Origin of the sequence: Veillonella sp. CHU594, from assembly GCF_003992265.1 — a bacterium.
Classification (GTDB): domain Bacteria; phylum Bacillota; class Negativicutes; order Veillonellales; family Veillonellaceae; genus F0422.
Genome location: NZ_RQVB01000011.1, coordinates 26,364 through 50,176, shown reverse-complemented (window position 1 = coordinate 50,176; position 23,813 = coordinate 26,364). Strand labels below are relative to the sequence as shown.

Below are 23,813 nucleotides of genomic sequence, written 5' to 3'. Positions count from 1 at the left end.
GGTCGTAATATATTTGTCAGCCTATCAGGATCTTCGAGAAATGTTTTTGCAGATAAACAATAACAGTTATAATCAGATTTAAAGCCATTATCTTTCATAAACTCATCTGTTATATTCTTAAAATCATTATACTTTTTATATAATTCCTTAAAATTATCTCCGGAAATTATTGCTCTTCTTAAAGCTTCATTTTTTCTTATCTCATAAGCCATTGTATAGACATCATTTGTAATCACCGATGTTTTATTATCTAAGTCCCAATAAAAATCAAACGATGAATAATTGCTATTTACTTTTTTTATTATTTTGGTAAATTTCTTGCTATTTAATACTGATGGAAATAAGGCATACTTAAATCTATCATAAGCAAGCTTTTGCAAAAGAGCATAACTTTCTTCTAAAAAATTTCCACAATCAGTTAATGTCATATTTTCAAAATTTAAGTGTTTGATTTCTTCTATTTTAGTTTCATATATATTCATAAAATCTTTGCACTTCTTATAACAGAACTCAAAATCTTTCATGTTCTTTAAGATATTAAAAAAATTGAAAATATTCTTTCCAATTCGCTTTCCTTCATCAGAAAAAGTTTGTATACCATCATCATCTATAATTGGATTTCTTGGTAAAATAATCCCACCTTCTGATAAAATGTTTACTTTCTGATCATTGATTGCCATCAAATAATCGAATTCAAGAACTCTATGTGCAAAAGGCATTTTTTCTAAAAAGAATGACATTACTTCTCGTGTATCCTTTTTGATTTTTTTGCCCTTTATATACTTCTCTATTAAATCATTGCCAATTATATCATTTTCAGAATTTTTTAATGTGGTAATCGCTCTCGCCTGTAAAATATATACAATATCATTTTTGATTGCCCATTCAATATCCATAGGCATACGATAATGTTTTTCAATCTTTAAACCACACTTCATAAGTTCAAGTAGTTCTCTATCATTTAATACACGAGTTTTTCTTTTATCAGAGCTTACTGCTACCTCAACAGTTTCCTTATCCCCATATATAATCTGTGTTTCCTTACTTCCAATATTTACTTGGGCTATTTTCCCTAATTTATCAATAATGTAGCTATCAGCTGTAACTCTTCCGCTTACAACGCTTTCTCCTAATCCAAAGCTTGCATTTATTTGCATTTCATTTTCTTTTTTGTTTACTGGATTTACGGTAAATAAAATTCCTGATTTTTCACTCTCTATCATTTCTTGAATAACAACTGCAATAGAAACTGAAGTTTGATCATAATCTTGATGAAATCTATAACTTACAGCTCTATTTCCCCAAAGCGAAGCATAACAATTACGCACTGCATTCAATACACTTTCAATACCTTGAACATTTAAATAAGTTTCTTGTTGCCCTGCAAAACTGGCATCTGGCAAATCTTCTGCCGTTGCTGAAGAACGCACTGCAACTCTTATATTATTTCCAAGATTAAAATATTTTTCTCTTATTGCATTCTCTAACCTTTTAGGAAATTTTCCAGACTTTATTTTTCTTCTAAAACGCTCAGATTCATTTAGAAGTTTTCTTTCATCATCTACTGATTTTTTTATTCCATTTTCAATGAGAATATCAATCCCATTTACTTTTAAAAAATCTCTATATGCGTCTGCTGTTATAACAAATCCACTTGGAACATTTATTTTAGCAGAAGTCATTTCTCCAAGATTAGCACCCTTACCTCCAGCAACTAATACATCTTCCTTTTTTATCTCATTAAAATTCAGAATCATTACTATCACCTTCATTTAAGCAATTAAATTTCTATATATTTAAAAACAATGCTTTGTATATAAATATTAAGCACTTCTTCAAAGGTATCTTTATTGAAATGGAAATAATTTGAACATATAACGAAGCTGCCAACAAAGGCATTTGATAAGCCTTGCTTATCTACGCTTTTTACTACATTATTTTTGTACCAATAATCTATTAACCTATCCAAAAAATCACCATATAGATTTTCTACTCTATTCACTTTCTTTGAATCTTGATTTGCAAATATTCTAAATGCCTCTTGATAAATTGGCTGGGTTTTAATTTTCTCAGTCATATCTATCGAATACTTATAAATTACCTCTGAAAGGAACTTTTTAGGATTCGTGAGTGAATTCGAAAATTCTCTTTCAATGTTTCCCAATTTTTGTATTGACCTATATGCCATTAAATCGATGATAAGAGATTCTTTGTCTTTCCAAAAATTATAGAAACTTCCTTGTGCTATCCCTACTCTTTTTGTCAATTCCGAAATACTAAGTGATTTTGTACCTTTATCATGAAATAAATCAAGAGCAGTTTCCATAATACTTTCTTTGATTTTTATCTTTTCTTCTTCTGTAAATGCCTTTGCCATTTTTAACCTCTAAACTTCTCAAACCAATCTGTGAATTTTTTATTTTTTATTCATTGATATTATAACACCCACAAATTCAAAAGCCAATGAATATTTTATTTTATATTCATTGACCTTGGATATATTATTTAGTTAAAAAACTCTGCATTTTACACATAAGTGGGGCTACTTTGTTATATCTAAAATTAGGTATATCTCATGTATCTCACTTATGTTTCTTACCATTTCATTATATTCACATTTTTATACAGTTCTTATCTGAAAGAAACCGAATAGATTAACTGCTGTCCCCAAAATTGGTATAGATATACAAAAAGTCCCCTGTACTGAACGCATCATTGCACTCAGTACAAGGGACTTTTCTATTACAACCATTCTGGAGGATCTACGATCATCTTACCACCTTCAATATCAATGGTTAATACCACTGTTTTCAAAGCTGGTAATAATAAATCTGGCTCCCCCTCTTTAGCGACTACGTACACATCGTTTGCACCAGGTTGTAGTACTTCTTTTACAATGCCTAAATCATTACCTTCTGTATCTTCTACGGCAAGGCCTTCGATTTCAAAGATATAATATCTATCTTCTGGCAATTCCACCAAATCTTTTCTTGGCACTTTAATTTCTTGCTTACCTAAACGCTCCACAGCTGTGCGATTAGGTAACTCTTTAAAAGTAGCCAAGATAAACTGTTTATGAAATTTTGCAGATGTAATATGGTATAGTTGACCATTGATGTAGCATTCATCCATTTTCATAAACCGCTCAGGAAAATCTGTTCTCGGTAATATACGAACATCGCCCCGCACACCGTGCGGAGCGACGATCACACCGATGGTAATCAGTTCTTGTGTATCCATTATTGACGGAATGCCACAACTTTGCCATCTTCTAGCAAAATTTCAGATCCCATAAGAGCATCTAAATTATCACCGATTTTCACAGTAATAGTTTGCTCCATTTGACCTTGGGCAATTTCAGAACCAATTTCAAGCTTTTCTGCTTCTTTCAAACGCTCTGCTACTTGAGCTTTGAAAGCTACGCGTTGTTGCTTTTCTTCCTCGATTTGTTGACGCAATTGGATTAAACCTTGTGCATCAATTTTTGCTTGTTCACTTAACAAACGTTTAGCTTGGAATTCGATTTGTTGTAAATCTTGATCTACCATATCCATTTGTTGTTGTAAATCAGCAATAATTTTGTTTTTTAAAGTGTCCGTAACCTTAGACTTAATTGCCACGGGTACGCGTAATGTCATTTCTTCCATGTTACCACCCTTTTAGACAATATCAACGGATATCTTCTTGTTCTCTTTAATAGCCGCTGCTTTAGCCACAGCGCGAATCGCTTTCGCAATCTTACCTTGCTTTCCAATTACTTTACCCATATCATCAGGAGCGACACGGATTTCATAGACTTCCACTTGATCGCGAACTTCCATAGTAACAGAAACGGCTTCAGGTTGCTTAACTAATGATTGAACAATTAATGTAATTAATTCTTGCATCACAGTACGCCTCTCTATTAATTATTTTTTAGCGTCAGCAAATTTTTGCATAACACCATGTTTTTTGAACAAGGAGCGAACAGTATCAGTAGGTTGTGCACCTTTACCCAACCATTCTAATGCTTTCTCTTCGTCAATATTAACGATTGCTGGGTTTTTAGTAGCATCGTATTGACCTACTGTATCAACTGGACGACCTTCGCGTGGAGCGCGGGAGTCAGCAACAACGATACGATAGAAAGGAGCTTTTTTAGCACCTAAACGAGTTAAACGGATTTTTAACATTCTTCTTTCACCTCCTTAAATAGAATATTATCCCATGAACGGTAATTTAGGGAACATCCCCTTCTTACCTTTGCTCATAGACTGCATCTGCTTCATAAACTTACGAGCATCCTCGAACTGTTTAATCAGTTGATTTACTCGCTGCACTGTAGTGCCAGATCCTGCCGCAATTCGTTTGCGACGAGATCCATTCAATATATTAGGATTCGTACGTTCTGCCATCGTCATAGATTTGATGATAGCTTCAATTTGACGCACTTCTTTATTATCTAAATCAAAACCTGCTAATTGGTCCTTCAATTTCCCCATACCTGGTAACATACCCAAGATATTTTGCAAAGGTCCCAATTTGCGTATTTGGTTCATTTGCGCTAAGAAATCATCTAAAGTAAAGCTATTTTTGGCCATTTTCTCAGCCATTTTTTTCGCTTCTTCTTCATCGATAGAACTTTGCACATTTTCAATCAACGTTTTGAAATCGCCTAAATCAAGAATACGAGATGCCATACGATCTGGATGGAATACTTCTAAACCATCCATTTTTTCGCTAGTACCGGTAAACTTAATCGGCGTACCTGTGACAGCTTTAATAGAAAGTGCTGCACCACCACGGGCATCGCCATCCATTTTCGTTAGAATGACACCATCAAGGCCTAGGTAATTATTAAATGCTTCGGCTGTGCCTACTGCATCTTGCCCAATCATGGCATCCACCACTAGCAAGATTTCATGCGGTTTTACTTCACCCTTGATATTAGCTAGTTCATCCATCAAGGTTTCATCAATGGCTAAGCGACCTGCTGTATCGATGATAACAATGTCTTTGAATAAGCGTTTTGCCTCTTCAATACCCGCTTTAGCAATCTCCACAGGATTCGCACCTGGCGTTTCATTTGCAAATACAGGAACATCGATTTGAGCTCCCACTACTTGCAATTGCTTAATCGCTGCTGGACGATACACATCGGCTGCTACTAGCATTGGATTCTTACCTTGTTTACGAAGATGTACAGACAGCTTACCAGCCGTAGTCGTTTTACCTGCCCCTTGTAAACCTACCAACATAATGATTGTGGGAGGTTTCGGAGAAATCATAATACGACTTTCAGTGCCACCTAATAACTCGGTTAATTCGTCATTCACAATTTTAATGACCGTTTGCGCTGGGTTCAAGGAACCAAACACTTCCTCACCCAAGGCTTTATCCTTGATACGGGCAATGAAATCTTTCGCTACTCCAAAGTTTACGTCAGCTTCTAACAAAGCAAACCGAACTTGTCGTAACGCTAGGTTAACATCTTCTTCAGAAATTTTACCTTTTCCTTTTAAGGATGCAAAGGCTTCTTGTAATTTATGTGTTAAATTTTCAAAAGCCATACTAGCCCTCCAATTGTGTTAATAATGATTGAATCGATTCAGATGTAATGGTAGCAGATACTAGCTCTTCTCTAATCTGTTTCACAATCTTTCGCCGTAGTAAATATTGTTCAATGAGGTGCAACTTTTGTTCATACCCCTCCATACTAGCTTTTGCTCGTTCAATATTATCATGAACAGCTTGCCTAGAGATATGCATTTCTTCTGCAATTTCACCTAGTGACATATCATCTTCATGATGTAAGGCATAACACTCTCGTTGTCGCTCCGTCAGCAAAGATCCATAAAAATCTAACAACAAACTAATTGTCATTCGTTCTTCCATGGTCCCTCCTTCTAAGCGTTTTGAAAGTATTATCTGTCAAGCAAAAAATATTTACACCCTATATTACCAATATTTACCTAACTTGTCAATAGTTGTAAAGTGAATTGCCTTTACACACAAAATAATCTATACCACAACATCTTATATTTTGTATTGCATCGCGTCTTATGGTAACTCATTTTTTATATTCTGTTTCCAATTTTCCAGCATACATGTTTCACCTATTCCTCAACAGGTACTGTAATTTTAGATAAATAGTCTTCACGTTTTGTCTCTGTCCAATAATTCCGTACTGGTTCTATATATACGGAACCTGCAATTTGTAATCCCTCATAAGATAAATAACTACTTACTTTATCGTACATCCACTGAGCCTGTTCTTCATAAAGACCCGTATAAAACATTTCTAGATACATCCCTCTAGGACGAGTAACAATCTCCATGTCACCTTCATAATCAAATCCTACATCTGTACAATAATGGCTGTACTTGATGATATCTCCCTGTTCATAGTCTTCTCCATCGATAGCCATACCAATTTGAATAGCTTTAAAAGGGACTTCCTCTATAAGCCTAGCTTGATGTTCTAATAAAGTAAATAACTTTTTCTTTCCTTTTTCTGTTGCATCATAAGGAGTTAGTGCATAGAAAGATTCTTCTTTCATACCAAAGAACAATCGATTTTTAGGTATTTTTAAATATCGTTCTAAGTTAAATAAGGTTCTCTCTAAATTCATTTTATTTGTATATAAATCATTAATCTCCCGATCAAAGCTATAGCGTGCATCTTCTAATAAGGTTTTCAACATATGCGGACCTCGATGTTCCACATAGTCTTGAATATCTTTCAAGGATAGATTTAGTTTTTTTAGGGTCAAAATAATCTCTAATCGATAGCACTCTTCTAATGTGTAATAGCGGTATCCATTATCTTCAATTTTTGCTGGCAGAAATAGTCCTAATTTTTCATAGTATAAGATCGTTTGTTTTGATATGCCATAAATTTTCGACACATCTCCAATCGTCATATAAATATTTCGCATAGATACTATCCTTTCTACTGTATTTCCAACAGGCATTTAGATTTTCTAATAGGTTACTACATTTAACACGTTTAACACATTTAATACATCTAACCCCTGTAATGCCTTTTATACTCATATTGCTTATAATACATTTACAATATTTGCAATCTCTGTATTATCTGTAATTTTTTTAACACTTCTTTTATTTCATTTCCTGTAATACATAAGTGTTTTAGCAAAACTAAACTACAGGCATATAGTTTTAACTACACCTATACTATAGCATAACTATGGGCTTTTTAATATATTGAGTTTCATTCATATATTTTTATCTATTATTAAATTAATTCTCATAAAAAAGTCTAGTCCAAAACCTTTCAAGTTCTATAAACCCTATACTATCAATGGTTAATAACAGATATGAAAAATTTTAAAAATAATTCTTTTTATTTGTTGACTCCACCACAACCATATACTTTATTATAATAACAGAGGACAGGTACTAGATGTACAGGAGTTCTCAATGAGCAAGTTAATAGGTATAAACTATATTGTAAAAGGAGGCTATTCCTATGGCATGTGGACACAAAGGTCGCGAATTTTACGCGAACGATCCAGAAAAATTAGCACGCTACGATATGGCAATGCGTCATATTGAAGCAGCTCGTGAAGAAGGTCAATCTTCCGAGGAAATCCATGCTATGTTCAACCGCATTATGAGCGGCAACACAGCTGGTAAATGTAAGCACAAAAAAGGTTGATTCAAATACGTACGCCCATACTATTAGAATATACCCCAACCTTTGAGTGAAATAGATAGGACGATGTCCGAAACAAAACCCCAACTCTTCTTCCCTTGAGTTGGGGTTCTATTTTTGTGTTAAAACTATTACTGATCACTCTTATATACATAATTCCAGCATTTTGTATAACATCCACAAAAAGGACTATAGCAAATCGTACCTAGTTCGTATTTGTTATAGTCCTTTTCTATTGTATGGCATACAGTGAATATTCATGTAAGCCCTATTACATAGATATTACAATAAAGTTATGAACTTCTCCGGATCATCATATAAGCCAATGATTACACTTTTGCACGTTTTAACCGCAATGCATTGCTCACCACCGTAACAGAGCTAAATGCCATGGCGGTTCCGGCAATGATAGGGCTCAAATACCCTATGGCTGCCAATGGAATACCAATGCAGTTAAAGATCAATGCCCAGAATAAATTTTGTTTAATATTTGTCATCGTTTTACGACTAATCGTCACGGCTTGTACTAAGGTGCGCAAATCATTTCGCACTAATACGATATCCGCCGCCTCTATGGCTACGTCCGTACCATGACCGATACCAAATCCAATATCTGCTAGCGCTAAAGCTGGCGCATCATTGATACCATCTCCCACCATGCCAACGGATTTTCCTTGACTTTGTAATGTGGCGATAGTATTTGCTTTATCTTGTGGCAGTACTTCCGCTACTACGTGAGTAATTCCTGCTTGGGCAGCTATATAGTTCGCTGTGCGCGCATTGTCTCCTGTGACCATCCACACATCGATGCCTTGCTCTTGTAAAGCCTTTACAACCTCAGGAGTTTCTGGACGCAATGTATCTGCTACAGCCCAAATACCGTGTACTGTGCCGTCTACTAACAAGACGGATACAGAATTACCTTGTTCTTCCAGACTGTGGATCTCCGCTTGCCATGGCGTGATATCAACACCTAGTTCTTGCATCCAGCGAGTATGACCAACCCGAATCAATTTATCCGCTATACGTCCTTCCAATCCTTTTCCTGGAATATCTTGAAAGTCTTTCACGATCATTTGTGGCACGCCTTTGCTAGCACCGTATTTAGCAATGGCTTGTGCAATAGGGTGAGTGGATCCTTTTTCAAGATTCACTGTGAAAGCCAAATTATACATTTCATCACCTGCTGTATATATCACTTTCGTAACAGATAGCTTTCCTTCCGTTAAAGTCCCAGTTTTATCCATGATGATGGCATTGATATGACCTGCTTTTTCTAAAAATTCTGCGCTTTTAATAAGCACACCATGTTCTGCCCCAAGGCCTGAACCTACCATGATGGATGTGGGTGTCGCCAAGCCCAAGGCGCACGGGCAGGCAATTACAAGCACAGCTGTGCCATATAATAAAGCTTCTCCTACCGTAGATCCTAATACAAAATACCAAATAATCATGGTAAGAATGGCAATACCGATGACTACCGGCACAAAATAGGATGCTACCACATCCGCGATACGCTGAATGCTCGCTTTAGATGCTTGTGCTTGTTCCACTACTTTGATGATTTGGGATAACATAGTTTCCTCCCCAATAGCAGTGGCTTTCATAATAAATGTGCCCGACATGTTAACTGTGGCGCCTATGACTTGACTAGACTGACCTTTTTCTACAGGTACGCTTTCACCTGTCAGCATAGCCTCATCCACTGTGGAATGACCTTCTAAAATAATTCCATCTACTGGCACTTTTTCGCCGGCCCGTACTTGGATTTTGTCACCTAGGACAATCTCCTTCGTAGGAATATCCATCCACTCCCCATTGCGTTCCACATGGGCCACGCTAGGTTGTAATGCCACTAATTTTTGAATAGCCTCAGACGTACGTCCCTTAGCAATTTCTTCCAATAATTTACCTAATAAAATAAAGGTAATAAGCCACGCAGAGGTTTCAAAATACACATCATGATTCCCTACTGCCATTTGATAGATACTAAATCCGTACGCTACGGACGTGCCTAATGCTACGAGCACATCCATAGTAAGCGTGCCACTGCGAATCGCCGCAAAAGCGCTAGTATAAAAAATCCAGCCCGCTCCAAATTGAGCGATCGTAGCTAAGACTAATTCAATTTCATGAGATAACATCGGCCAATGCCATAAATAGTGACCCATCATGGATACCATCATAGGGATCGCCATGAGAGCTGCCACACCTAAGCGAATATATTGCCCTTTATGAGATGGTTTTTCTACCTTCATATCCGCATCAGTAGCAATGTGTGCTTCAAAGCCAATCTTTTCAATAGCAGCAATGACCTCTGCCGCACCTATTGTGCTACCTTCTGTATACGTTACGGTTCCTTTATTGGTGAGCAAATTGACTTTCACATCTTCTACACCATCTAATTTGCTAACTGCTTTTTCTACACGCCCTACGCAAGCAGCGCAGTGCATGCCAATAATAGAAAATTCTTCTTTATGCATACTTCCTCCTCATGCTATATGCTTCTATGTGAAAGATACCTATATTTATTACTATGAATATATTAACATATATCCAACCTTTTTCATAGTATATACCCTATACAAATTTAACAGTATATTTCTTATACAAATCTTGCAGTATGTGGCTTACACCGATTTGATAGCTATCGATTGTCTAACCCACCGTATTTACACAAACTATTGTATCCAGTTTATGTTATGCTGTCCGAACATACAGGCCTAACACTCTATATTTCATATAGCAACAGTGTTCCACTAACTTATGTTATACTATAGATACACAAGGATTGTAAACTAATATTTATTATTCATATACAGGAGTTTCTATGTCAGATATCCCCCAATCTTATATCACTATAGCCAATGAATTTAGAACTGAATATAGTATCGAAAAGTCACGTTTCATTTCTACTATCGCTCCTGTTACTACTGAAGCAGAAGCACAAACATTTATCCAACGTATATCCAAAGAATTTTGGGATGCTACTCACAACTGCACCGCCTATGCTATCGGGCCTCGCCAAGAACAGCAGCGTTCCTCTGACAATGGGGAGCCATCTGGTACAGCCGGAAAGCCAATGTTAGAAGTGTTAAAAAAGACGGGGATCACCAATGTGGCTGTCGTAGTGACTCGCTATTTTGGTGGCATTAAATTAGGGGCAGGGGGCCTCATTCGTGCCTACTCTCATAGTGCAGCCAAGGTTGTTCAAGAAGGACCTAAACTACTCATTGCACCACGTCAAATTGTGACTATCTCCATAGATTATTCTAACTTTGGAGCCATAGAGCGCCAACTACAAACTCTAGAGCTTCACTATACAGCATCGTTTACAGATCTAGTATCTATCGAAATCTACGTAGAACCAGAAGCTGTGACTTCCTTAGAAACAGATTTGACCAACCTAACTGGAGGTAATCTAACTTGGCAATTGCAAGAAGTTCGCATGGTAGAATTACCGTATGTTGCTGATATAACTGAAAACTGATGTTTAGATGTCACATATATGCAATTGGTAATAGAATGGTAGAGTTACTGTAGCCCATCTCCTCTCACAACACATCAATCAGTTATGTAATAGACTAATAAAATTTCTGATCTAACTCTGATGAACAAATGATATGGGATTTTCCAAAAGAGCAACAAAAAACCACGGTGTCTTCCTTCACCGTGGTTTTTTGTGCTTCTTGTTGGAGTCCTCTATATAAAGGGAAAGTACGCTAAATTAATTGTTGCAGCATTCTGCTACAAATACTTCTACAACTTCTTCATCTTGCAATTCAGAAGTCCAAGGATGTGGCCAGCCTTTAATGCTATTATCTTTGCATTGGCTTGCTTCACATGCTTCTAAACGATGTTCTTTTAAATTTTCTATCCATGCTGATACTAAACTCATATTAGTTACTTCCTTCCTTGTCATAACACTCTACTCTTCCTGTTAAGTGTACTCTTATTGCATGTCTGTAGTATACAAGAGTCCAGAACATTTGTGAAATGACAGATAGTTATTATCTCATAAACTATTTTTTATAACACTTTTTATAGTATTTTTATTAAATCAAATTTAATCATAACTAACAAGCATGTTAGATATAACTTTTTGACATTTATTTGACGATTTTTGATAAAATAGAAAACAAAAAGCACACATGTATAACATATGTGCTCTTGTCCTGTGGCGGAGGATTAGGGATTCGAACCCTAGCGCCGGTAACCCGACCTAACGATTTAGCAAACCGTCCTCTTCAGCCTCTTGAGTAATCCTCCATGATACTTACTAAGAATACCATAGAAAGATTCAATTTGTCAATTCTTTTTTAAAGTTCATAGCCAACTTCTACAACTTCAACTTCTCCAGAGTTTGGATGCATCATTAGTCCATGGACTGCTACATCCTTTGGAATCAACGGGTTCATACGAAGCATGCTCACTGTTTCTTGTACATTATCTACTGGGTGAGAAAATCCATCAGCCCAATGCTCTAATTCGTGACGCACCATTTGAATCGCCTCAGGTGCTACACCCCGCAACAACATGGCTGTAGTCAAACTTTCAGAAGTAGTTTTCGCCATGCCACACTCATAATGGCCGATCACAAAAATTTCAGATACTCCTAATTCATAGATACAAACTAACAAACTACGTACCACGCTATCAAACATACCTGAAATGGAGTTGCCCGCCGATTTAATCACCTTTGCATGACCCCGTTCAATGCCGAGAGCTTGCTCCATAAAGTTCACTAATCGCGTATCCATACACGTCAAAATCGCAATTTCACGAGTTGGCACCTTACTTACTGTTGGTGGCTCATCCCCATGTTCTTTGGTCGTACTGTCTAGAAATTCTCGATTATGTCGTAATATTTCATTTAATAAATTCATCAGTCACCTCACATAAAATTATCGAATTCGTTTTTTATAATGTTGTGAATTACCTTGCTGTTTCCAACCTACACGATCACCAATAGACATAACGCGACGAGTTAAACACTCTTTACATTGGTCTGCATTATCATCCACACATGGCTTATTATCATATAATAAATACTTCGCACGATGCTCTGGTACTGTAATGATAGGCATTAAGATATTCGCTCCAGCCGCCAATCCTTTTTCACGACCTAGTTTGTCTAAAGCTTGCAATGCTGTGGTAGCTGCAATATTAACATCTTTTAAGAATAGACGTGTTAAGGCAATCATTTTTAATCCTAACTGCACCCGCTCTAGTTTACCCTCTTGTGAGTCTATGCCTAACTCCAAAGCACGTTGCCCTAGAGGAGTATCATGGTGTACCACATACGGTCCCATACCAATCATATCGATATCCATATCACGATAGAATAAAATGTCGTTGACAAGATCATCTAGTGTTTGTCCTGGTAAACCAATCATAACACCTGTACCGACTTGAAATCCTACCTTGCGCAAAGACTTCAAGCAATTCACACGTGTCTCAAAGGAGTGTAAGGCATCCTTTGGATGAATCATCTCAAATAAGTCTTTGTTCGTTGTTTCAATACGAAGAAGGTAGCGGTCAGCGCCTGCTTCACGCATACGTCTATACGCCTCTTCCGATTGCTCCCCTACACACATGGTGATGCCTAGCTCATTGTTGCTTAACTTTTTAATATCGCGAATTAAATCCACCACATAATCTACAAAGGCATCATCCGTACGTTCTCCGGACTGTAATGTTAAAGATCCATACTCATGGTCGTAGGCCCATTGTGCCATTTTTAATACGTCATCACGAGACATATCAAATCGTTCTGTCTTGCTGTTTTCATGACGGATACCACAATATAAACAGTTTTTGATACAACGATTGGAAAACTCAATGAGTCCACGGTAATAGGCTACCTTATCTACATAAGCAGCTTTTACTTCATAGGCTTTTTTATATATTTTTTGTAATTCTCCCTCATCCGTAATGGTCATGAGAAATCGTAACTCCTCCTCCGTTAACCACTCGTCACCGACAAGGTCTTTTTGTAAAATACTATCTACTGTCATAATTCCTCTATTAGAACACATGTAATACTTATAATTCCTTACGATAGGCAATGGTAATTGACCCATCTATAGCTATAGGCAATGGATCCAATACAAATCCTTTTAATTCTTTTGGTAACCGTGAAAGTTCTGTCACTTGATGTTCACAGATATAATGTGCCAATGAACCACGCATCTGTTTTGACGATGTACTAAGCTGCTTCCACACACCATTACGATGCTCTAAAAATTCTATGGTTACCATCTTAGGATGGTTAATCCATTTAGAATATTCCTTAGATGCCAAATTGATTATCCAATCTTCCTCACCTATAGCGGCATCCACTAAAGGTTGCCACCAGGCATAGAGATTTGTTTTTTCCTCTTTCAATACAGGATCAATTAAATCCAGCCGATATCCTTTGATACCACTATTAGGGGCTACTAAGCCATACAAGGCAGACCCTATCCATACATGGGTATTAGCGAATGCTTTTCCTTCCTCTGAAAGTCCATCATAATCTAAATTTTTGAAAGATAACCCGTCATAGCTAAGCGCCGCCATACCTTCTACTTCTTTGTCATAATTTTGATAAAAATCATATACTTCATCTAAGACTGTATCTTTTATTTTTAAAGCCTTCCCTAGACCTTCTTTTGATACACCTTGCATGTGTTTCACAATTTGTTCTGTCATGTGTGGTGCGAACATAGGTCCACTAGGTGTGCCTTTTATATCTTTTGTTTTACTAGGGGATATAATTAATTTCATAATCTCCTCTATTCTATTTATATCTAAACTTTATCTATTCATTATATCATATATCGAAAGTATTTAATATAAAATGACGGGCACAATACCCGTCATTTTAATACTATTTACCTTTTAATATTCTCTTAACATCATCTAAATCATCATCTTTTTTTGAGTTAGTCTCTTGTACTTCAGGCTCAAGCATCTCATGGCAATGTTTACATTTTTTTGCTACTTTAAGTACAGTTTCACCACAGTATGGGCAAACTTTATATTTATCTGGCTCTGCTTTAACCTTATTAGAAGACATCATGATAGAATGTATAATAGCAACTATCCATAACAATATTCCGTAAATAGCAAATAAACTAAAAGATTTGCCCTTTCTATGAGCAATATTGGCTGGTAGAAGCAATATAATGGAAAGTATAGCATAATCTGTTAAAATGCTACTAAAGAATATATGTCTATTAACACCTTGAAAATAAGGATCCAATACAAGTGCTGTAACACTAAATGCAATAATAAACCAAACTATATTCAATAATATGACCATAACGATTTCCTCCCTCTAATTTTCTGTAAGTATAGAATAATTTATAGCAACTATATTATAACACAAAACCCCTCGAACACGAATGTTCAAGGGGTTTTGACTAGCGAATCAATTATTTCAATTCAACTGTTGCGCCAGCTTCTTCTAATTTAGCTTTTAAAGCTTCAGCGTCAGCAGCAGCTACGCCTTCTTTAACAGCAGCAGGAGCGCCGTCAACGATAGCTTTAGCTTCTTTTAAGCCTAAACCAGTAGCTTCACGTACAACTTTGATTACGTTGATTTTGGAAGCACCAGCGTCTTTAAGAATTACGTCGAATTCGGATTTAGCGTCAGCACCGCCAGCAGCAGCACCAGCAGCAGCTACAGCTACAGGAGCAGCAGCAGTTACGCCGAATTTGTCTTCGATTGCTTTTACAAGATCATTAAGTTCTAAAATAGTTGCAGTTTCTAATTCAGCAACGATGTTTTCGATGTTCAATGCCATGATTGATATCCTCCATTTTTGATATATGTTTTCTTAGTTAATTGTGTTGCTATTATGCAACAGTTTCGTCTTTTGCTTCCGCAACAGCTTTTACTGCGTAAGCTACATTGCGAACTGGAGCTTGAAGCACGGAAAGAAGCATGGAAAGCATACCTTCGCGGTTCGGCAAGTTTGCAATTTCTTGTACTTTTGCAGCGTCAAGAACTTCACCTTCCACAATACCAGCTTTAACAGTTAAAGCTTCAGTTTTTGTGTCTTTAATGAAGTTTTCAAGAATACGAGCTGGAGCTACAGCGTCTGTGCTAGAAGTTGCTAATGCAGTAGGACCTTCTAAATGCTCAGAGAAAGCTTCGTAACCTAATTCATTAGCAGCGATGCGAGTCAAAGTATTTTTGATTACTTTGTATTCTACACCTTCAGCCAAGAATTTACGACGAAGATCTGTTACTTGAGCAACAGTCAAACCGCTATAACCAACTAATACAGCACCTTTCGCTTCAGAAAGAGTTTCTTTCATTTGAGCTACAACTGCTTGTTTTTGTTGAGTGACAGCCATTAGAATACCTCCTTGTAGATTTTTGGTGATTTTCTATGTACTATCTTAGCGTAAAAACGACCTCAACGAAGACGTTGAGGTCGAGAACCATTCCATAATAGATTGGATTCAGCCTCAGCGGGCGAGTTTCCTCATTAAATCAAATGATGCCAGCCGTCTACAGCTAAGAGAACATATATAATTATTGTTCCTTGCTAGTGCTTGTTAATTTAAACACGTTCATAGGAACGCCAGGACCCATAGTGGAGCTAAGTGTCACAGTTTTAATGTATTGACCTTTAGCTGCTGCAGGCTTAGCTTTAACAATAGTATCAACGATTGTACGGAAATTGTCAAGTAATTTTGCATCATCAAAAGATGCTTTACCGATAGGACAAGCAATGATACCAGCTTTGTCTGTACGGTATTCGATTTTACCTGCTTTAATTTCGATAACAGCACGAGCTACGTCAGGTGTTACAGTACCAACTTTAGGGTTTGGCATTAAGCCTTTAGGACCTAAAATTTTACCTAAACGACCAACTTGGCCCATCATGTCAGGAGTAGCTACAACAACATCGAAGTCGCTGAAACCACCTTGTACTTTTGCTACTAATTCTTCGGAACCAACGATATCTGCGCCAGCATCCTCAGCTTCTTTAATTTTGTCGCCTTTCGCAAATACGAGTACGCGTTGAGTTTTACCTGTACCATGTGGTAATACAACGGCACCACGAACTTGTTGATCAGCGTATTTAGGATCGACGTTCAAATTGAAAGCGATTTCGATTGTTTCGTCGAATTTTGCAGTGGCAGTTTTCTTAACTAATTCAATACCTTCTACTGGTTCGTAGAATTTATCTGCTTCGATAAGTTTTACTGCTTCAGCATATTTCTTACCTACTTTTGCCATTTTTATTCCTCCTTATGTGGTGTAACGGGATGTCCCTCCCACCGATATGTGAGTCACATACCGTACGCTAATTAATCAACGATTTCAATGCCCATGCTGCGTGCAGTACCTTCTACCATACGCATAGCTTGCTCAACAGTGTTAGCATTTAAGTCAGGCATTTTAAGTTCAGCGATTTCACGAACTTTATCGCGACCAACTTTAGCTACTTTATCACGGTTAGGTACTCCAGATCCTTTTGGGATACCTGCTGCTTTTTTCAATAAAACTGCAGCTGGTGGAGTTTTTGTGATGAAAGTGAAGCTTCTATCTTCGTATACAGTAATAACAACTGGGATGATAAGACCAGCTTGTTGAGCTGTTCTTTCGTTAAATTCTTTAACGAAGCCCATGATGTTAACACCTGCTTGACCCAAAGCTGGACCAATCGGTGGCGCTGGACTCGCTTTACCAGCCTCGCACTGTAATTTCACAACTTTACTAACTTTTTTAGCCATGGTGATTACACCTCCTTGCGTCAAAATGTGGTGGTAACGGAGCGAAATTGCCCCTCCCACTGGCAACCTCCCGGCTGCCTAAAAAGGTTAGAGTTATATAATATATTAAAGAATTTTCTCAACTTGAGAATATTCTACCTCTACTGGGGTTTCACGATTAAACATCTCTACATTTAAACGTAGTTTTGCATGATCGTGATTGATTTCAGTAATAACGCCTGTTCTATCTTCAAAGGCACCGGATGTAATTCGGACAGTTTCTCCTACTTCAACATCAAGAGTTTGTACTGGTTCTTGATCTAAACCTTGAGACTTCAAGATATAGGCTACTTCAGAATCAGATAGTGGCACTGGTTTTGTTACAGAACCAACAAATCCTGTAACACCTGGTGTATTACGCACCACATACCAAGATTCGTCATTTACTTCCATTTCTACCAGCACATAGCCTGGAAAGACTTTGCGTTTTACTACTTTTTTTACACCATCTTTTTCGTCGATTTCATCTTCCATTGGAATTAAGATGCGTGAAATCACATCTTCCATTCCCATAGCTTGAACTTTCAACTCCAAAGTGGTTTTTACTTTATTTTCGTAGCCTGAGTAAGTATGTAAGACATACCACTTTTTATCTGTTCCCATTAAAAAAGCCTCCTACTTTACAGCACTCTTTAACAACTTAAAAAGTTCTGCAAATACTGTGTCAACGATACCAATAATAACAGAAATTAAAATTACTGCTATAAATACGGCAATCGTATAGTTCACAAGCTCTTTTTTTGTAGGCCAGACTACTTTCCTGAGCTCAGATCGCACTTCACGAACGAATTTACCGTTACCATTTTGTTGTGCTTGAGCTTTTGAATTAGTTCCTGCCATGATATCACATCCTCACGTCAACAAATAATTAACAATTATTTTGTTTCACGGTGTAACGTGTGTTTACCACAGAATTTACAGAATTTATTCATTTCAATACGATCTGGGTTATTTTTTTTGTTTTTGTTTGTCTGATAGTTACGTTGCTTGCATTCAGTACAAGCCATAGTTACTGCGTTACGCATCAGTTTACACCTCTCTTTAAAGTGCCTAGACGGCTATTACTTCATAAACATACTAATATAGACTACCACAAGTGGAAGCCTATGTCAAATGCAATCTAAAAAAGCCAGGTTTTTCCTGACCTCTATATTATTACATAGAACATCTTAAATAGCAAGTAATTTCCTATGTTATTTATAAATTTTTCATTTACAAAATTGAATGATAGGACTATAATAAAACCATAATTTACCATGTTGCATGGAACACTAGCTCAGTTGGCAGAGCATCTGACTCTTAATCAGAGGGTCCAGGGTTCGAACCCCTGGTGTTCCACCACAGTTAGAACCGCACAACAGTGCGGTTCTTTTGTTATATAGACAGTCCTTTTACTTTATAACACCAATGCCCCTACGACACCACCTACTAGCAAGGTAATGTCATAGAATATAAATGTGGGCACACAAGTATCCCATATATGATTGTGTTGTCCATCTGCATTGAGTCCTGATGTAGGCCCTAATGTAGAATCCGATGCTGGCGAACCTGCATCTCCTAAGGCTGCTGCGATACCGATTAATAAGATGATAGCCGGCACTGAAAAACCTAAATGCAAACCCATAGGAATATATATGGATGCAATCACTGGAATGGTACCAAAGGAAGTGCCTATTCCCATAGTAATTAACAATCCCACAATAAGCATCACAATGGCACCTACTAATTTTGAATCAATAATAGTCACTGTGGCTGATACTAAATGTTCCACAGAGTTTGTTTCTCGCAATACGTTAGCATAACCTGCGGCTATCAACATAACAAAGGCTATGGTCCCCATCATGCGAATACCACCATCCACATCTTCATCCATTCTTGACCATTTGATAAGGCCTGTAGCAAAGAATACTGCCAATCCAGCTAACGCTCCTATGGGCAAAGATTTAAAATACAGCTGTGCCACAAAAGCCACCGCTGCTCCTGCTAATCCTTTCCAACAATTCGGCGTCATACGAGTTGTATGCTCTGTAGATTCTTCTTGCACCACCGCAATATCTTCATACTCACGACTTCGACTATAGTACACAATGGCAAGCAATAATCCTACCACCATGGATATACCACCAATCCACATGACAGAGGCAATATCAGAAATCGATACATTCACACCGTTCGCTACCATTTGATCTTTTATAATAGTCATAAACAGCAATCCAAAGCCAACTGGCAAAGATACATACGGCGCTTTTAAACCAAATGTTAAGGCACATGCCACCGCTCTACGGTCTAATTTCATTCGATTCATCACCACTAATAAGGGAGGAATCAAAATAGGAATGAAGGCAATATGCACAGGAATTAAGTTTTGTGAGAAACATGCTACGAAAGCGATGAGCAAGGTAAATGCTACTTTTTTCGTACCTACAATATTAGTAATCTTTTTGGTAACAACTGTGGCTAGCCCAGACCGTCCAATGACAATGGCTAAGGCTCCCAGTAAAATATAACTAAATGCAGTTTCCGAATTACCACCCATACCACCGATTAATGACTCAATCGTAGTAGTTACCGTCATCCCTCCTGCTAGGCCTGCCACTAAGGAAGCTACGATAACCGATAACAACACGTTAAATCGTAGCAAACACAGAATCGACATTGCGATGACTGATAGCACTATGGGGTTTAACACTATATCCATTTAGGATCTCCTTCTTTTGTACTTACTCAGCTTGGAGCAACTGTTCCAGGTACGTTCGTTCCCACACATCTCCATAGCCATCTAATTGTTGCAATGCTATTGTACCATAGGTAGCCAAACTTTTAGAAAAAGCTTGATCCACCTCTGCACTAGGATACTCAGTTTTGAGGAAACAAATAGCCCAATGCACACGACCAACTTCTTGTCCATGTTGCTCTACTACACCATGAGATTGGGCAGATTCCAAATAGGATACAGCTGTCTGCGTATCTCCTTTAATTCGGGCTAACAAACCAAGGTATGCCTCAATAGTCGGTCTTCGTCGACTTATGGTATATTGCAAGCATAATTCATAGGATTTTTGAAAATAGGTGGATGCTAATTCATATTGCTGCAATGCAAAAGCTGTCATACCCGCATTGGTGGCAAATACAATCCATGAACTATATAGTTCCGTTTGATCACAATAGTCCAGTGCTTTTTTGTACATCTCTAATGCCGTCTCCAGACGAGACCGACTTTTTTCAATATCTCCTAAGTAGTTATAGGCCGCCCCGATATTAATAGCATATCTACGAGCCACAGTTTGGGTTACCGAGAATAAGCGTATAGATTCCTCTAGGAGAGGAATGGCCTGTTCTGGCTGACCTTCCATAATGAAAGCCAACGCTTTCAGTCTTAATATAACCCCAATCTCCTTTTTGAAATGGTACTGTTCTGCCAACGCAAGAGCCTTTGTGGTATATTGATGTATCTCTAGAATATGACGCATTTGCAAGTGATAATAAATCATCTCTTTATAGGCTTTCAACTTATAATTCGATGCTTCTTGTTCCGTACTTTCCTCTAATAATTCTTGAAAGTATCCTAACCCTCGCTCCTTATCACCGATACTCATGTAATATTTACCTGCTCCGTATAGGTAAGGCAATTCTAGGGCCCGCACCTCTGGCACATCTCCATACAATGTGTACACATGAGCTAACTCATCTTCTATTTCCTGCAAGGCTTTACCCGTTACTTCTCCCATAAAATACCCTGCATAGACAGAGGATAATTCCCCTACCCCAAGTTCTGGAGAGGCATCTTTATTAAAGTTTAAATAATGCATAAAAGATTTTAATTTATACATTAAAGCTTTTTGGTATTGTACTGCTTCACGGAAATGAAATTCTAGTTGCTTATAGCGAATCATATCTTCCTTGGAGTGTGTTAACCGTTTCTCCCAGGCTTCCCCCAAATAGGCATGCAAAATTTGACGGCGATCGATAGCCATTTGATCTCGTAAATACTCTTTGCACTTGAATTGCTTTAAACTATATTGCACTTCACCATGTTGTGTACGGTAATCAATGAATCCTTTTCTTTCCAACTCCTCTAAAGTTTGCAACAGACGAAGTTTATCCAAGCCCATATATTGTTCAATCATCCCTAATGGTGCTTCATTATAGAATAAACTGATAAACTCTGCCAATTTACGTTCTTCTTCAGATAAAGTATCGCATTTCTTGCTATAGAGCAGTTCCATATCTTTAGTCAAACCATAAATGGAACCATATTCTTTCCATAGTTGCATGCTTTCTATCAGCACTAACAGATTGCCTCGACTGACTTCCACTAATTGATCCACTATATCTGTATCCTGTAACGTAGGTTCTCGGTCTAAGATAAAAGCTCGCATCCGCTCATCTGGTAAAGGCAACAAGGAAATACTTTGCAATGCTTTCTGCTGTTCTAAACTTTGCAAGGTTCGTTGATGCATGCCTTTTACTTCCTCTACATCAGTGACAATCATCATAAGCCGTTCAGACCTATGATGTAACAGCAATAAACTCAATAAAGAAAAACTTAAGGAGTCCATCCATTGCACATCCTCAAAAATCAATGTAAAAGGAATTTCTTCCGACACCTGTTCTAGCAGATTTGATACTGCTTGGTACACTACATCAAAAGGCAATGCTTCCGTTACTTCTAAAAAGCCCAAGTCTCGAGCCATACGTCTATCTAACTGTGGAAAGATTTCATAAATACGCCGTAATTCGATGTTTTCCAGACCTTGTAATTCGATTTCTTCCAGTATCTTTCCTACAATAGGAATCCACGCATGCAATAGTAAGCCTTGTTCCTCTTCATAACATTGGCTATCTAACACACATCGGTAGGGCTCTACTTTATCTCGTATATATTCTACGAGGCTCGTTTTACCGCTTCCAATGTCTCCTGTGATACGCAAAGCTAAGGGAGTATCTTCAAAGAAGTGCAAATACTTCTGCACCTCTCCTGCTTCTGCATCACGGCCCTTCAACATCGTATGTTCTACAAAGGACACCGCCTCTTGTTTTTGTGTCTTTGATAAATGCATAGCTTCTCGAAGAGAGTTAGGTACACTTTCATCTAAATCATCTGCGTAAATACATTGTAGTTGATGGTATAATTGTTTCCCCATAGTCGTGAAACCTTGGCTCATAATCAGTTCCAAAATCGCACTAAATCGCTCTTCGTTATAGGGGTCATAGGACAATAGGACAGGAATATATCGCTCAATACAGGCGATATTTTTTTCCTCAATCCCTGCATCTACTAAATCATAGACCGCCTCCATGTACATAGATTTAAGACGACTTCGTTCCCCTAAATACCAATCTTCATAAGCCACTGCATCTTTTACATAAAATCCTTGTAAAAATTCCCCTTTGTAAATATCTATATATTGTTTAGGGTTCCTTTGAAATTGATGTACATCCACATAGATTTGTGCCGTAGGATTCCATTGTAATACAGCGTTCCTCGGTGATACAAATACATCTGCCCCCAATAGCTTTTTTGCCTCATAAATGGCATTTCTTAAGTTTTTTCTGGCATTGACCTCCGATTTTTCAGGCCACAATAAACCGCTAATTTCATCTCGGAGGGCTACTCCTTTTACCACCATATAATAAATGAGCGCTTGTACTTTTCCATAAGTAAAAAAGATATCTTTCCCATCTACTTGTATCCGTGGTGTCCCTAATAAATGAATTTCTATCCCCATATGATTTCCTTCATTTCATTGTGATCGGTCTTATACCTTAGCAAGACCTAACAATCGTTGTTCCTCTGTATCTAACACAGCTTCTATCTCTTCCATGCTATCTGCCAATTGTTTCACAAACTCTGCATCTTGTATAGAACCTAAATTGATTTTCACATTTAAAAAGGCACTCTTTACAGCAGCTCTTGCATTAATCACAGCAATCATCCCATCCGTAATGGCATTGGTATTTCCTTTTACAATGACTGTTTCCGTCAAGGGTAATAAAGTATATGCTAATTTACCAATTTCATAAGGCACTAAGGCTGCTTGTTTCGTGGTACGTTGTATTTCAGCTTTACGAAATACTTTTTCTTCATCTGTTTCTTTTGGTAATTTGAAAGCTCCCATTAACTCCATAAAAGCAGCACTATCTTTATTAATATAGTGAACAAAGTCTTCTTTGTCTTGGCTTACTTCTTTTTGAATAGCCTTCATCTCCTCATGGACCGCTTCGTATTTTGCATTCCCAATTGTTAAATTCGCTACCATTTCAATTAAAGCGGCCGCCATAGCGCCATTCATCGCCGCCACACTGCCACCTCCTGGGGCTGGTGCACTAGAACCAAGGTCACGAATAAACTCTAATACAGATGCGTTATGTAATTCCATCA

The 23,813-nt window shown here is 37.6% G+C and carries 27 protein-coding genes and 2 tRNA genes; 3 read left to right on the top strand and 26 right to left on the bottom strand.

Going from position 1 to position 23,813, the window contains the following annotated elements; translation table 11 throughout:
- The 9 genes from EO111_RS07815 to EO111_RS07775 form a co-directional block, all read right to left on the bottom strand.
- On the bottom strand, positions 1–1,757 hold a 1,757-nt coding region (locus tag EO111_RS07815), incomplete at its 3' end, for a PEP/pyruvate-binding domain-containing protein (RefSeq protein WP_127011207.1).
- Between the two features lie 23 nt (positions 1,758–1,780).
- Positions 1,781–2,377 (bottom strand): TetR/AcrR family transcriptional regulator, encoded by a 597-nt coding sequence (locus EO111_RS07810; RefSeq protein WP_009353333.1) that lies wholly within the window; start codon positions 2,375–2,377, stop codon positions 1,781–1,783.
- Positions 2,378–2,742: 365 nt separating this feature from the next.
- Positions 2,743–3,240, bottom strand: coding sequence for a ribosome maturation factor RimM (gene rimM / locus EO111_RS07805; RefSeq protein ID WP_127011206.1), 498 nt, complete (start codon positions 3,238–3,240; stop codon positions 2,743–2,745).
- Complete coding sequence (locus EO111_RS07800; protein ID WP_009353329.1) at positions 3,240–3,647, bottom strand: YlqD family protein; 408 nt, start codon at positions 3,645–3,647, stop codon at positions 3,240–3,242. Before EO111_RS07800 ends, rimM begins: the two co-directional genes overlap by 1 nt.
- A 12-nt stretch (positions 3,648–3,659) precedes the next feature.
- On the bottom strand, positions 3,660–3,887 hold the full coding sequence (locus EO111_RS07795) for a KH domain-containing protein (RefSeq protein WP_009353402.1): 228 nt from the start codon (positions 3,885–3,887) through the stop codon (positions 3,660–3,662).
- A 21-nt stretch (positions 3,888–3,908) separates the two neighbouring features.
- A complete protein-coding gene (gene rpsP / locus EO111_RS07790) occupies positions 3,909–4,172 on the bottom strand; it encodes a 30S ribosomal protein S16 (RefSeq protein WP_009353289.1) in 264 nt (87 codons plus the stop codon).
- Positions 4,173–4,199: 27 nt separating this feature from the next.
- Positions 4,200–5,549, bottom strand: coding sequence for a signal recognition particle protein (gene ffh / locus EO111_RS07785; RefSeq protein WP_009353265.1), 1,350 nt, complete (start codon positions 5,547–5,549; stop codon positions 4,200–4,202).
- Position 5,550: 1 nt separating this feature from the next.
- Positions 5,551–5,874: a YlxM family DNA-binding protein gene (ylxM, locus tag EO111_RS07780; RefSeq protein ID WP_009353321.1), complete on the bottom strand. Its 324-nt coding sequence runs from the start codon at positions 5,872–5,874 to the stop codon at positions 5,551–5,553.
- A 221-nt stretch (positions 5,875–6,095) separates the two neighbouring features.
- Positions 6,096–6,917 (bottom strand): MerR family transcriptional regulator, encoded by an 822-nt coding sequence (locus tag EO111_RS07775; protein ID WP_164727626.1) that lies wholly within the window; start codon positions 6,915–6,917, stop codon positions 6,096–6,098.
- A 554-nt stretch (positions 6,918–7,471) separates the two neighbouring features.
- On the opposite strand from EO111_RS07775, the gene EO111_RS07770 reads away from it, so the two are divergent.
- On the top strand, positions 7,472–7,660 hold the full coding sequence (locus tag EO111_RS07770) for a hypothetical protein (protein ID WP_009353434.1): 189 nt from the start codon (positions 7,472–7,474) through the stop codon (positions 7,658–7,660).
- Between the two features lie 326 nt (positions 7,661–7,986).
- Here the strand turns inward: EO111_RS07770 and EO111_RS07765 are convergent, their stop codons facing one another.
- On the bottom strand, positions 7,987–10,140 hold the full coding sequence (locus EO111_RS07765) for a cation-translocating P-type ATPase (RefSeq protein ID WP_127011204.1): 2,154 nt from the start codon (positions 10,138–10,140) through the stop codon (positions 7,987–7,989).
- Positions 10,141–10,487: 347 nt separating this feature from the next.
- On the opposite strand from EO111_RS07765, the gene EO111_RS07760 reads away from it, so the two are divergent.
- Complete coding sequence (locus tag EO111_RS07760) at positions 10,488–11,147, top strand: YigZ family protein (RefSeq protein WP_127011203.1); 660 nt, start codon at positions 10,488–10,490, stop codon at positions 11,145–11,147.
- A gap of 237 nt (positions 11,148–11,384) precedes the next feature.
- On the opposite strand, the gene EO111_RS08335 is transcribed toward EO111_RS07760, so the two are convergent.
- From EO111_RS08335 to rpmG, 13 genes are all read right to left on the bottom strand, one after another.
- Complete coding sequence (locus EO111_RS08335; protein WP_164723833.1) at positions 11,385–11,555, bottom strand: hypothetical protein; 171 nt, start codon at positions 11,553–11,555, stop codon at positions 11,385–11,387.
- 280 nt (positions 11,556–11,835) lie between these two features.
- Positions 11,836–11,926, bottom strand: a tRNA-Ser gene (locus EO111_RS07755).
- Between the two features lie 50 nt (positions 11,927–11,976).
- Positions 11,977–12,543 carry a carbonic anhydrase gene (locus tag EO111_RS07750; protein WP_126940375.1) on the bottom strand — a complete coding sequence of 189 codons (567 nt, stop codon included), beginning with the start codon at positions 12,541–12,543 and terminating at the stop codon, positions 11,977–11,979.
- Positions 12,544–12,561: 18 nt separating this feature from the next.
- Positions 12,562–13,674, bottom strand: coding sequence for a [FeFe] hydrogenase H-cluster radical SAM maturase HydE (gene hydE, locus EO111_RS07745; RefSeq protein ID WP_126940376.1), 1,113 nt, complete (start codon positions 13,672–13,674; stop codon positions 12,562–12,564).
- Between the two features lie 28 nt (positions 13,675–13,702).
- A complete protein-coding gene (locus EO111_RS07740; protein WP_127011202.1) occupies positions 13,703–14,425 on the bottom strand; it encodes a YaaA family protein in 723 nt (240 codons plus the stop codon).
- A gap of 103 nt (positions 14,426–14,528) precedes the next feature.
- The gene (locus tag EO111_RS07735) at positions 14,529–14,963 is read right to left on the bottom strand and encodes a hypothetical protein (protein ID WP_127011201.1); all 435 of its coding nucleotides are present in this window, start codon (positions 14,961–14,963) and stop codon (positions 14,529–14,531) included.
- A 112-nt stretch (positions 14,964–15,075) separates the two neighbouring features.
- Positions 15,076–15,447 carry a 50S ribosomal protein L7/L12 gene (rplL, locus tag EO111_RS07730; RefSeq protein WP_127011200.1) on the bottom strand — a complete coding sequence of 124 codons (372 nt, stop codon included), beginning with the start codon at positions 15,445–15,447 and terminating at the stop codon, positions 15,076–15,078.
- A 52-nt stretch (positions 15,448–15,499) separates the two neighbouring features.
- Positions 15,500–16,003, bottom strand: coding sequence for a 50S ribosomal protein L10 (rplJ, locus tag EO111_RS07725; RefSeq protein ID WP_009353339.1), 504 nt, complete (start codon positions 16,001–16,003; stop codon positions 15,500–15,502).
- A gap of 181 nt (positions 16,004–16,184) precedes the next feature.
- Positions 16,185–16,895 (bottom strand): 50S ribosomal protein L1, encoded by a 711-nt coding sequence (gene rplA / locus EO111_RS07720; protein ID WP_127011199.1) that lies wholly within the window; start codon positions 16,893–16,895, stop codon positions 16,185–16,187.
- Positions 16,896–16,966: 71 nt separating this feature from the next.
- Positions 16,967–17,392 carry a 50S ribosomal protein L11 gene (gene rplK / locus EO111_RS07715; protein ID WP_062401677.1) on the bottom strand — a complete coding sequence of 142 codons (426 nt, stop codon included), beginning with the start codon at positions 17,390–17,392 and terminating at the stop codon, positions 16,967–16,969.
- Between the two features lie 105 nt (positions 17,393–17,497).
- The gene (gene nusG / locus EO111_RS07710) at positions 17,498–18,034 is read right to left on the bottom strand and encodes a transcription termination/antitermination protein NusG (RefSeq protein ID WP_009353394.1); all 537 of its coding nucleotides are present in this window, start codon (positions 18,032–18,034) and stop codon (positions 17,498–17,500) included.
- 12 nt (positions 18,035–18,046) lie between these two features.
- Positions 18,047–18,271, bottom strand: a complete 225-nt coding sequence (gene secE / locus EO111_RS07705) for a preprotein translocase subunit SecE (protein ID WP_127011198.1) — start codon at positions 18,269–18,271, stop codon at positions 18,047–18,049.
- 35 nt (positions 18,272–18,306) lie between these two features.
- Positions 18,307–18,456, bottom strand: a complete 150-nt coding sequence (gene rpmG / locus EO111_RS07700; RefSeq protein WP_062401675.1) for a 50S ribosomal protein L33 — start codon at positions 18,454–18,456, stop codon at positions 18,307–18,309.
- A 240-nt stretch (positions 18,457–18,696) separates the two neighbouring features.
- On the opposite strand from rpmG, the gene EO111_RS07695 reads away from it, so the two are divergent.
- Positions 18,697–18,772 (top strand) — tRNA-Lys (locus EO111_RS07695).
- A 55-nt stretch (positions 18,773–18,827) separates the two neighbouring features.
- Here the strand turns inward: EO111_RS07695 and EO111_RS07690 are convergent.
- The 3 genes from EO111_RS07690 to EO111_RS07680 are packed head-to-tail and all read right to left on the bottom strand — an operon-like array spanning position 18,828 to position 23,811.
- Complete coding sequence (locus tag EO111_RS07690; protein ID WP_127011197.1) at positions 18,828–20,129, bottom strand: Na+/H+ antiporter family protein; 1,302 nt, start codon at positions 20,127–20,129, stop codon at positions 18,828–18,830.
- A 22-nt stretch (positions 20,130–20,151) separates the two neighbouring features.
- Positions 20,152–23,160 (bottom strand): AAA family ATPase, encoded by a 3,009-nt coding sequence (locus tag EO111_RS07685; RefSeq protein WP_127011196.1) that lies wholly within the window; start codon positions 23,158–23,160, stop codon positions 20,152–20,154.
- A 30-nt stretch (positions 23,161–23,190) separates the two neighbouring features.
- A complete protein-coding gene (locus EO111_RS07680; RefSeq protein WP_127011195.1) occupies positions 23,191–23,811 on the bottom strand; it encodes a cyclodeaminase/cyclohydrolase family protein in 621 nt (206 codons plus the stop codon).
- Positions 23,812–23,813 lie beyond the last annotated feature (2 nt).

Excerpts from the sequence above, each read along its gene's own strand:
- EO111_RS07810 (WP_009353333.1), bottom strand. The coding sequence starts at position 2,377 with ATGGCAAAGGCATTTACAGAAGAAGAAAAGATAAAAATCAAAGAAAGT.
- rimM (WP_127011206.1), bottom strand. The coding sequence starts at position 3,240 with ATGGATACACAAGAACTGATTACCATCGGTGTGATCGTCGCTCCGCAC.
- EO111_RS07800 (WP_009353329.1), bottom strand. The coding sequence starts at position 3,647 with ATGGAAGAAATGACATTACGCGTACCCGTGGCAATTAAGTCTAAGGTT.
- EO111_RS07795 (WP_009353402.1), bottom strand. The coding sequence starts at position 3,887 with ATGCAAGAATTAATTACATTAATTGTTCAATCATTAGTTAAGCAACCT.
- rpsP (WP_009353289.1), bottom strand. The coding sequence starts at position 4,172 with ATGTTAAAAATCCGTTTAACTCGTTTAGGTGCTAAAAAAGCTCCTTTC.
- ffh (WP_009353265.1), bottom strand. The coding sequence starts at position 5,549 with ATGGCTTTTGAAAATTTAACACATAAATTACAAGAAGCCTTTGCATCC.
- ylxM (WP_009353321.1), bottom strand. The coding sequence starts at position 5,874 with ATGGAAGAACGAATGACAATTAGTTTGTTGTTAGATTTTTATGGATCT.
- EO111_RS07775 (WP_164727626.1), bottom strand. The coding sequence starts at position 6,917 with ATGCGAAATATTTATATGACGATTGGAGATGTGTCGAAAATTTATGGC.
- EO111_RS07770 (WP_009353434.1), top strand. The coding sequence starts at position 7,472 with ATGGCATGTGGACACAAAGGTCGCGAATTTTACGCGAACGATCCAGAA.
- EO111_RS07765 (WP_127011204.1), bottom strand. The coding sequence starts at position 10,140 with ATGCATAAAGAAGAATTTTCTATTATTGGCATGCACTGCGCTGCTTGC.
- EO111_RS07760 (WP_127011203.1), top strand. The coding sequence starts at position 10,488 with ATGTCAGATATCCCCCAATCTTATATCACTATAGCCAATGAATTTAGA.
- EO111_RS08335 (WP_164723833.1), bottom strand. The coding sequence starts at position 11,555 with ATGAGTTTAGTATCAGCATGGATAGAAAATTTAAAAGAACATCGTTTA.
- EO111_RS07750 (WP_126940375.1), bottom strand. The coding sequence starts at position 12,543 with ATGAATTTATTAAATGAAATATTACGACATAATCGAGAATTTCTAGAC.
- hydE (WP_126940376.1), bottom strand. The coding sequence starts at position 13,674 with ATGACAGTAGATAGTATTTTACAAAAAGACCTTGTCGGTGACGAGTGG.
- EO111_RS07740 (WP_127011202.1), bottom strand. The coding sequence starts at position 14,425 with ATGAAATTAATTATATCCCCTAGTAAAACAAAAGATATAAAAGGCACA.
- EO111_RS07735 (WP_127011201.1), bottom strand. The coding sequence starts at position 14,963 with ATGGTCATATTATTGAATATAGTTTGGTTTATTATTGCATTTAGTGTT.
- rplL (WP_127011200.1), bottom strand. The coding sequence starts at position 15,447 with ATGGCATTGAACATCGAAAACATCGTTGCTGAATTAGAAACTGCAACT.
- rplJ (WP_009353339.1), bottom strand. The coding sequence starts at position 16,003 with ATGGCTGTCACTCAACAAAAACAAGCAGTTGTAGCTCAAATGAAAGAA.
- rplA (WP_127011199.1), bottom strand. The coding sequence starts at position 16,895 with ATGGCAAAAGTAGGTAAGAAATATGCTGAAGCAGTAAAACTTATCGAA.
- rplK (WP_062401677.1), bottom strand. The coding sequence starts at position 17,392 with ATGGCTAAAAAAGTTAGTAAAGTTGTGAAATTACAGTGCGAGGCTGGT.
- nusG (WP_009353394.1), bottom strand. The coding sequence starts at position 18,034 with ATGGGAACAGATAAAAAGTGGTATGTCTTACATACTTACTCAGGCTAC.
- secE (WP_127011198.1), bottom strand. The coding sequence starts at position 18,271 with ATGGCAGGAACTAATTCAAAAGCTCAAGCACAACAAAATGGTAACGGT.
- rpmG (WP_062401675.1), bottom strand. The coding sequence starts at position 18,456 with ATGCGTAACGCAGTAACTATGGCTTGTACTGAATGCAAGCAACGTAAC.
- EO111_RS07690 (WP_127011197.1), bottom strand. The coding sequence starts at position 20,129 with ATGGATATAGTGTTAAACCCCATAGTGCTATCAGTCATCGCAATGTCG.
- EO111_RS07685 (WP_127011196.1), bottom strand. The coding sequence starts at position 23,160 with ATGGGGATAGAAATTCATTTATTAGGGACACCACGGATACAAGTAGAT.
- EO111_RS07680 (WP_127011195.1), bottom strand. The coding sequence starts at position 23,811 with ATGGAATTACATAACGCATCTGTATTAGAGTTTATTCGTGACCTTGGT.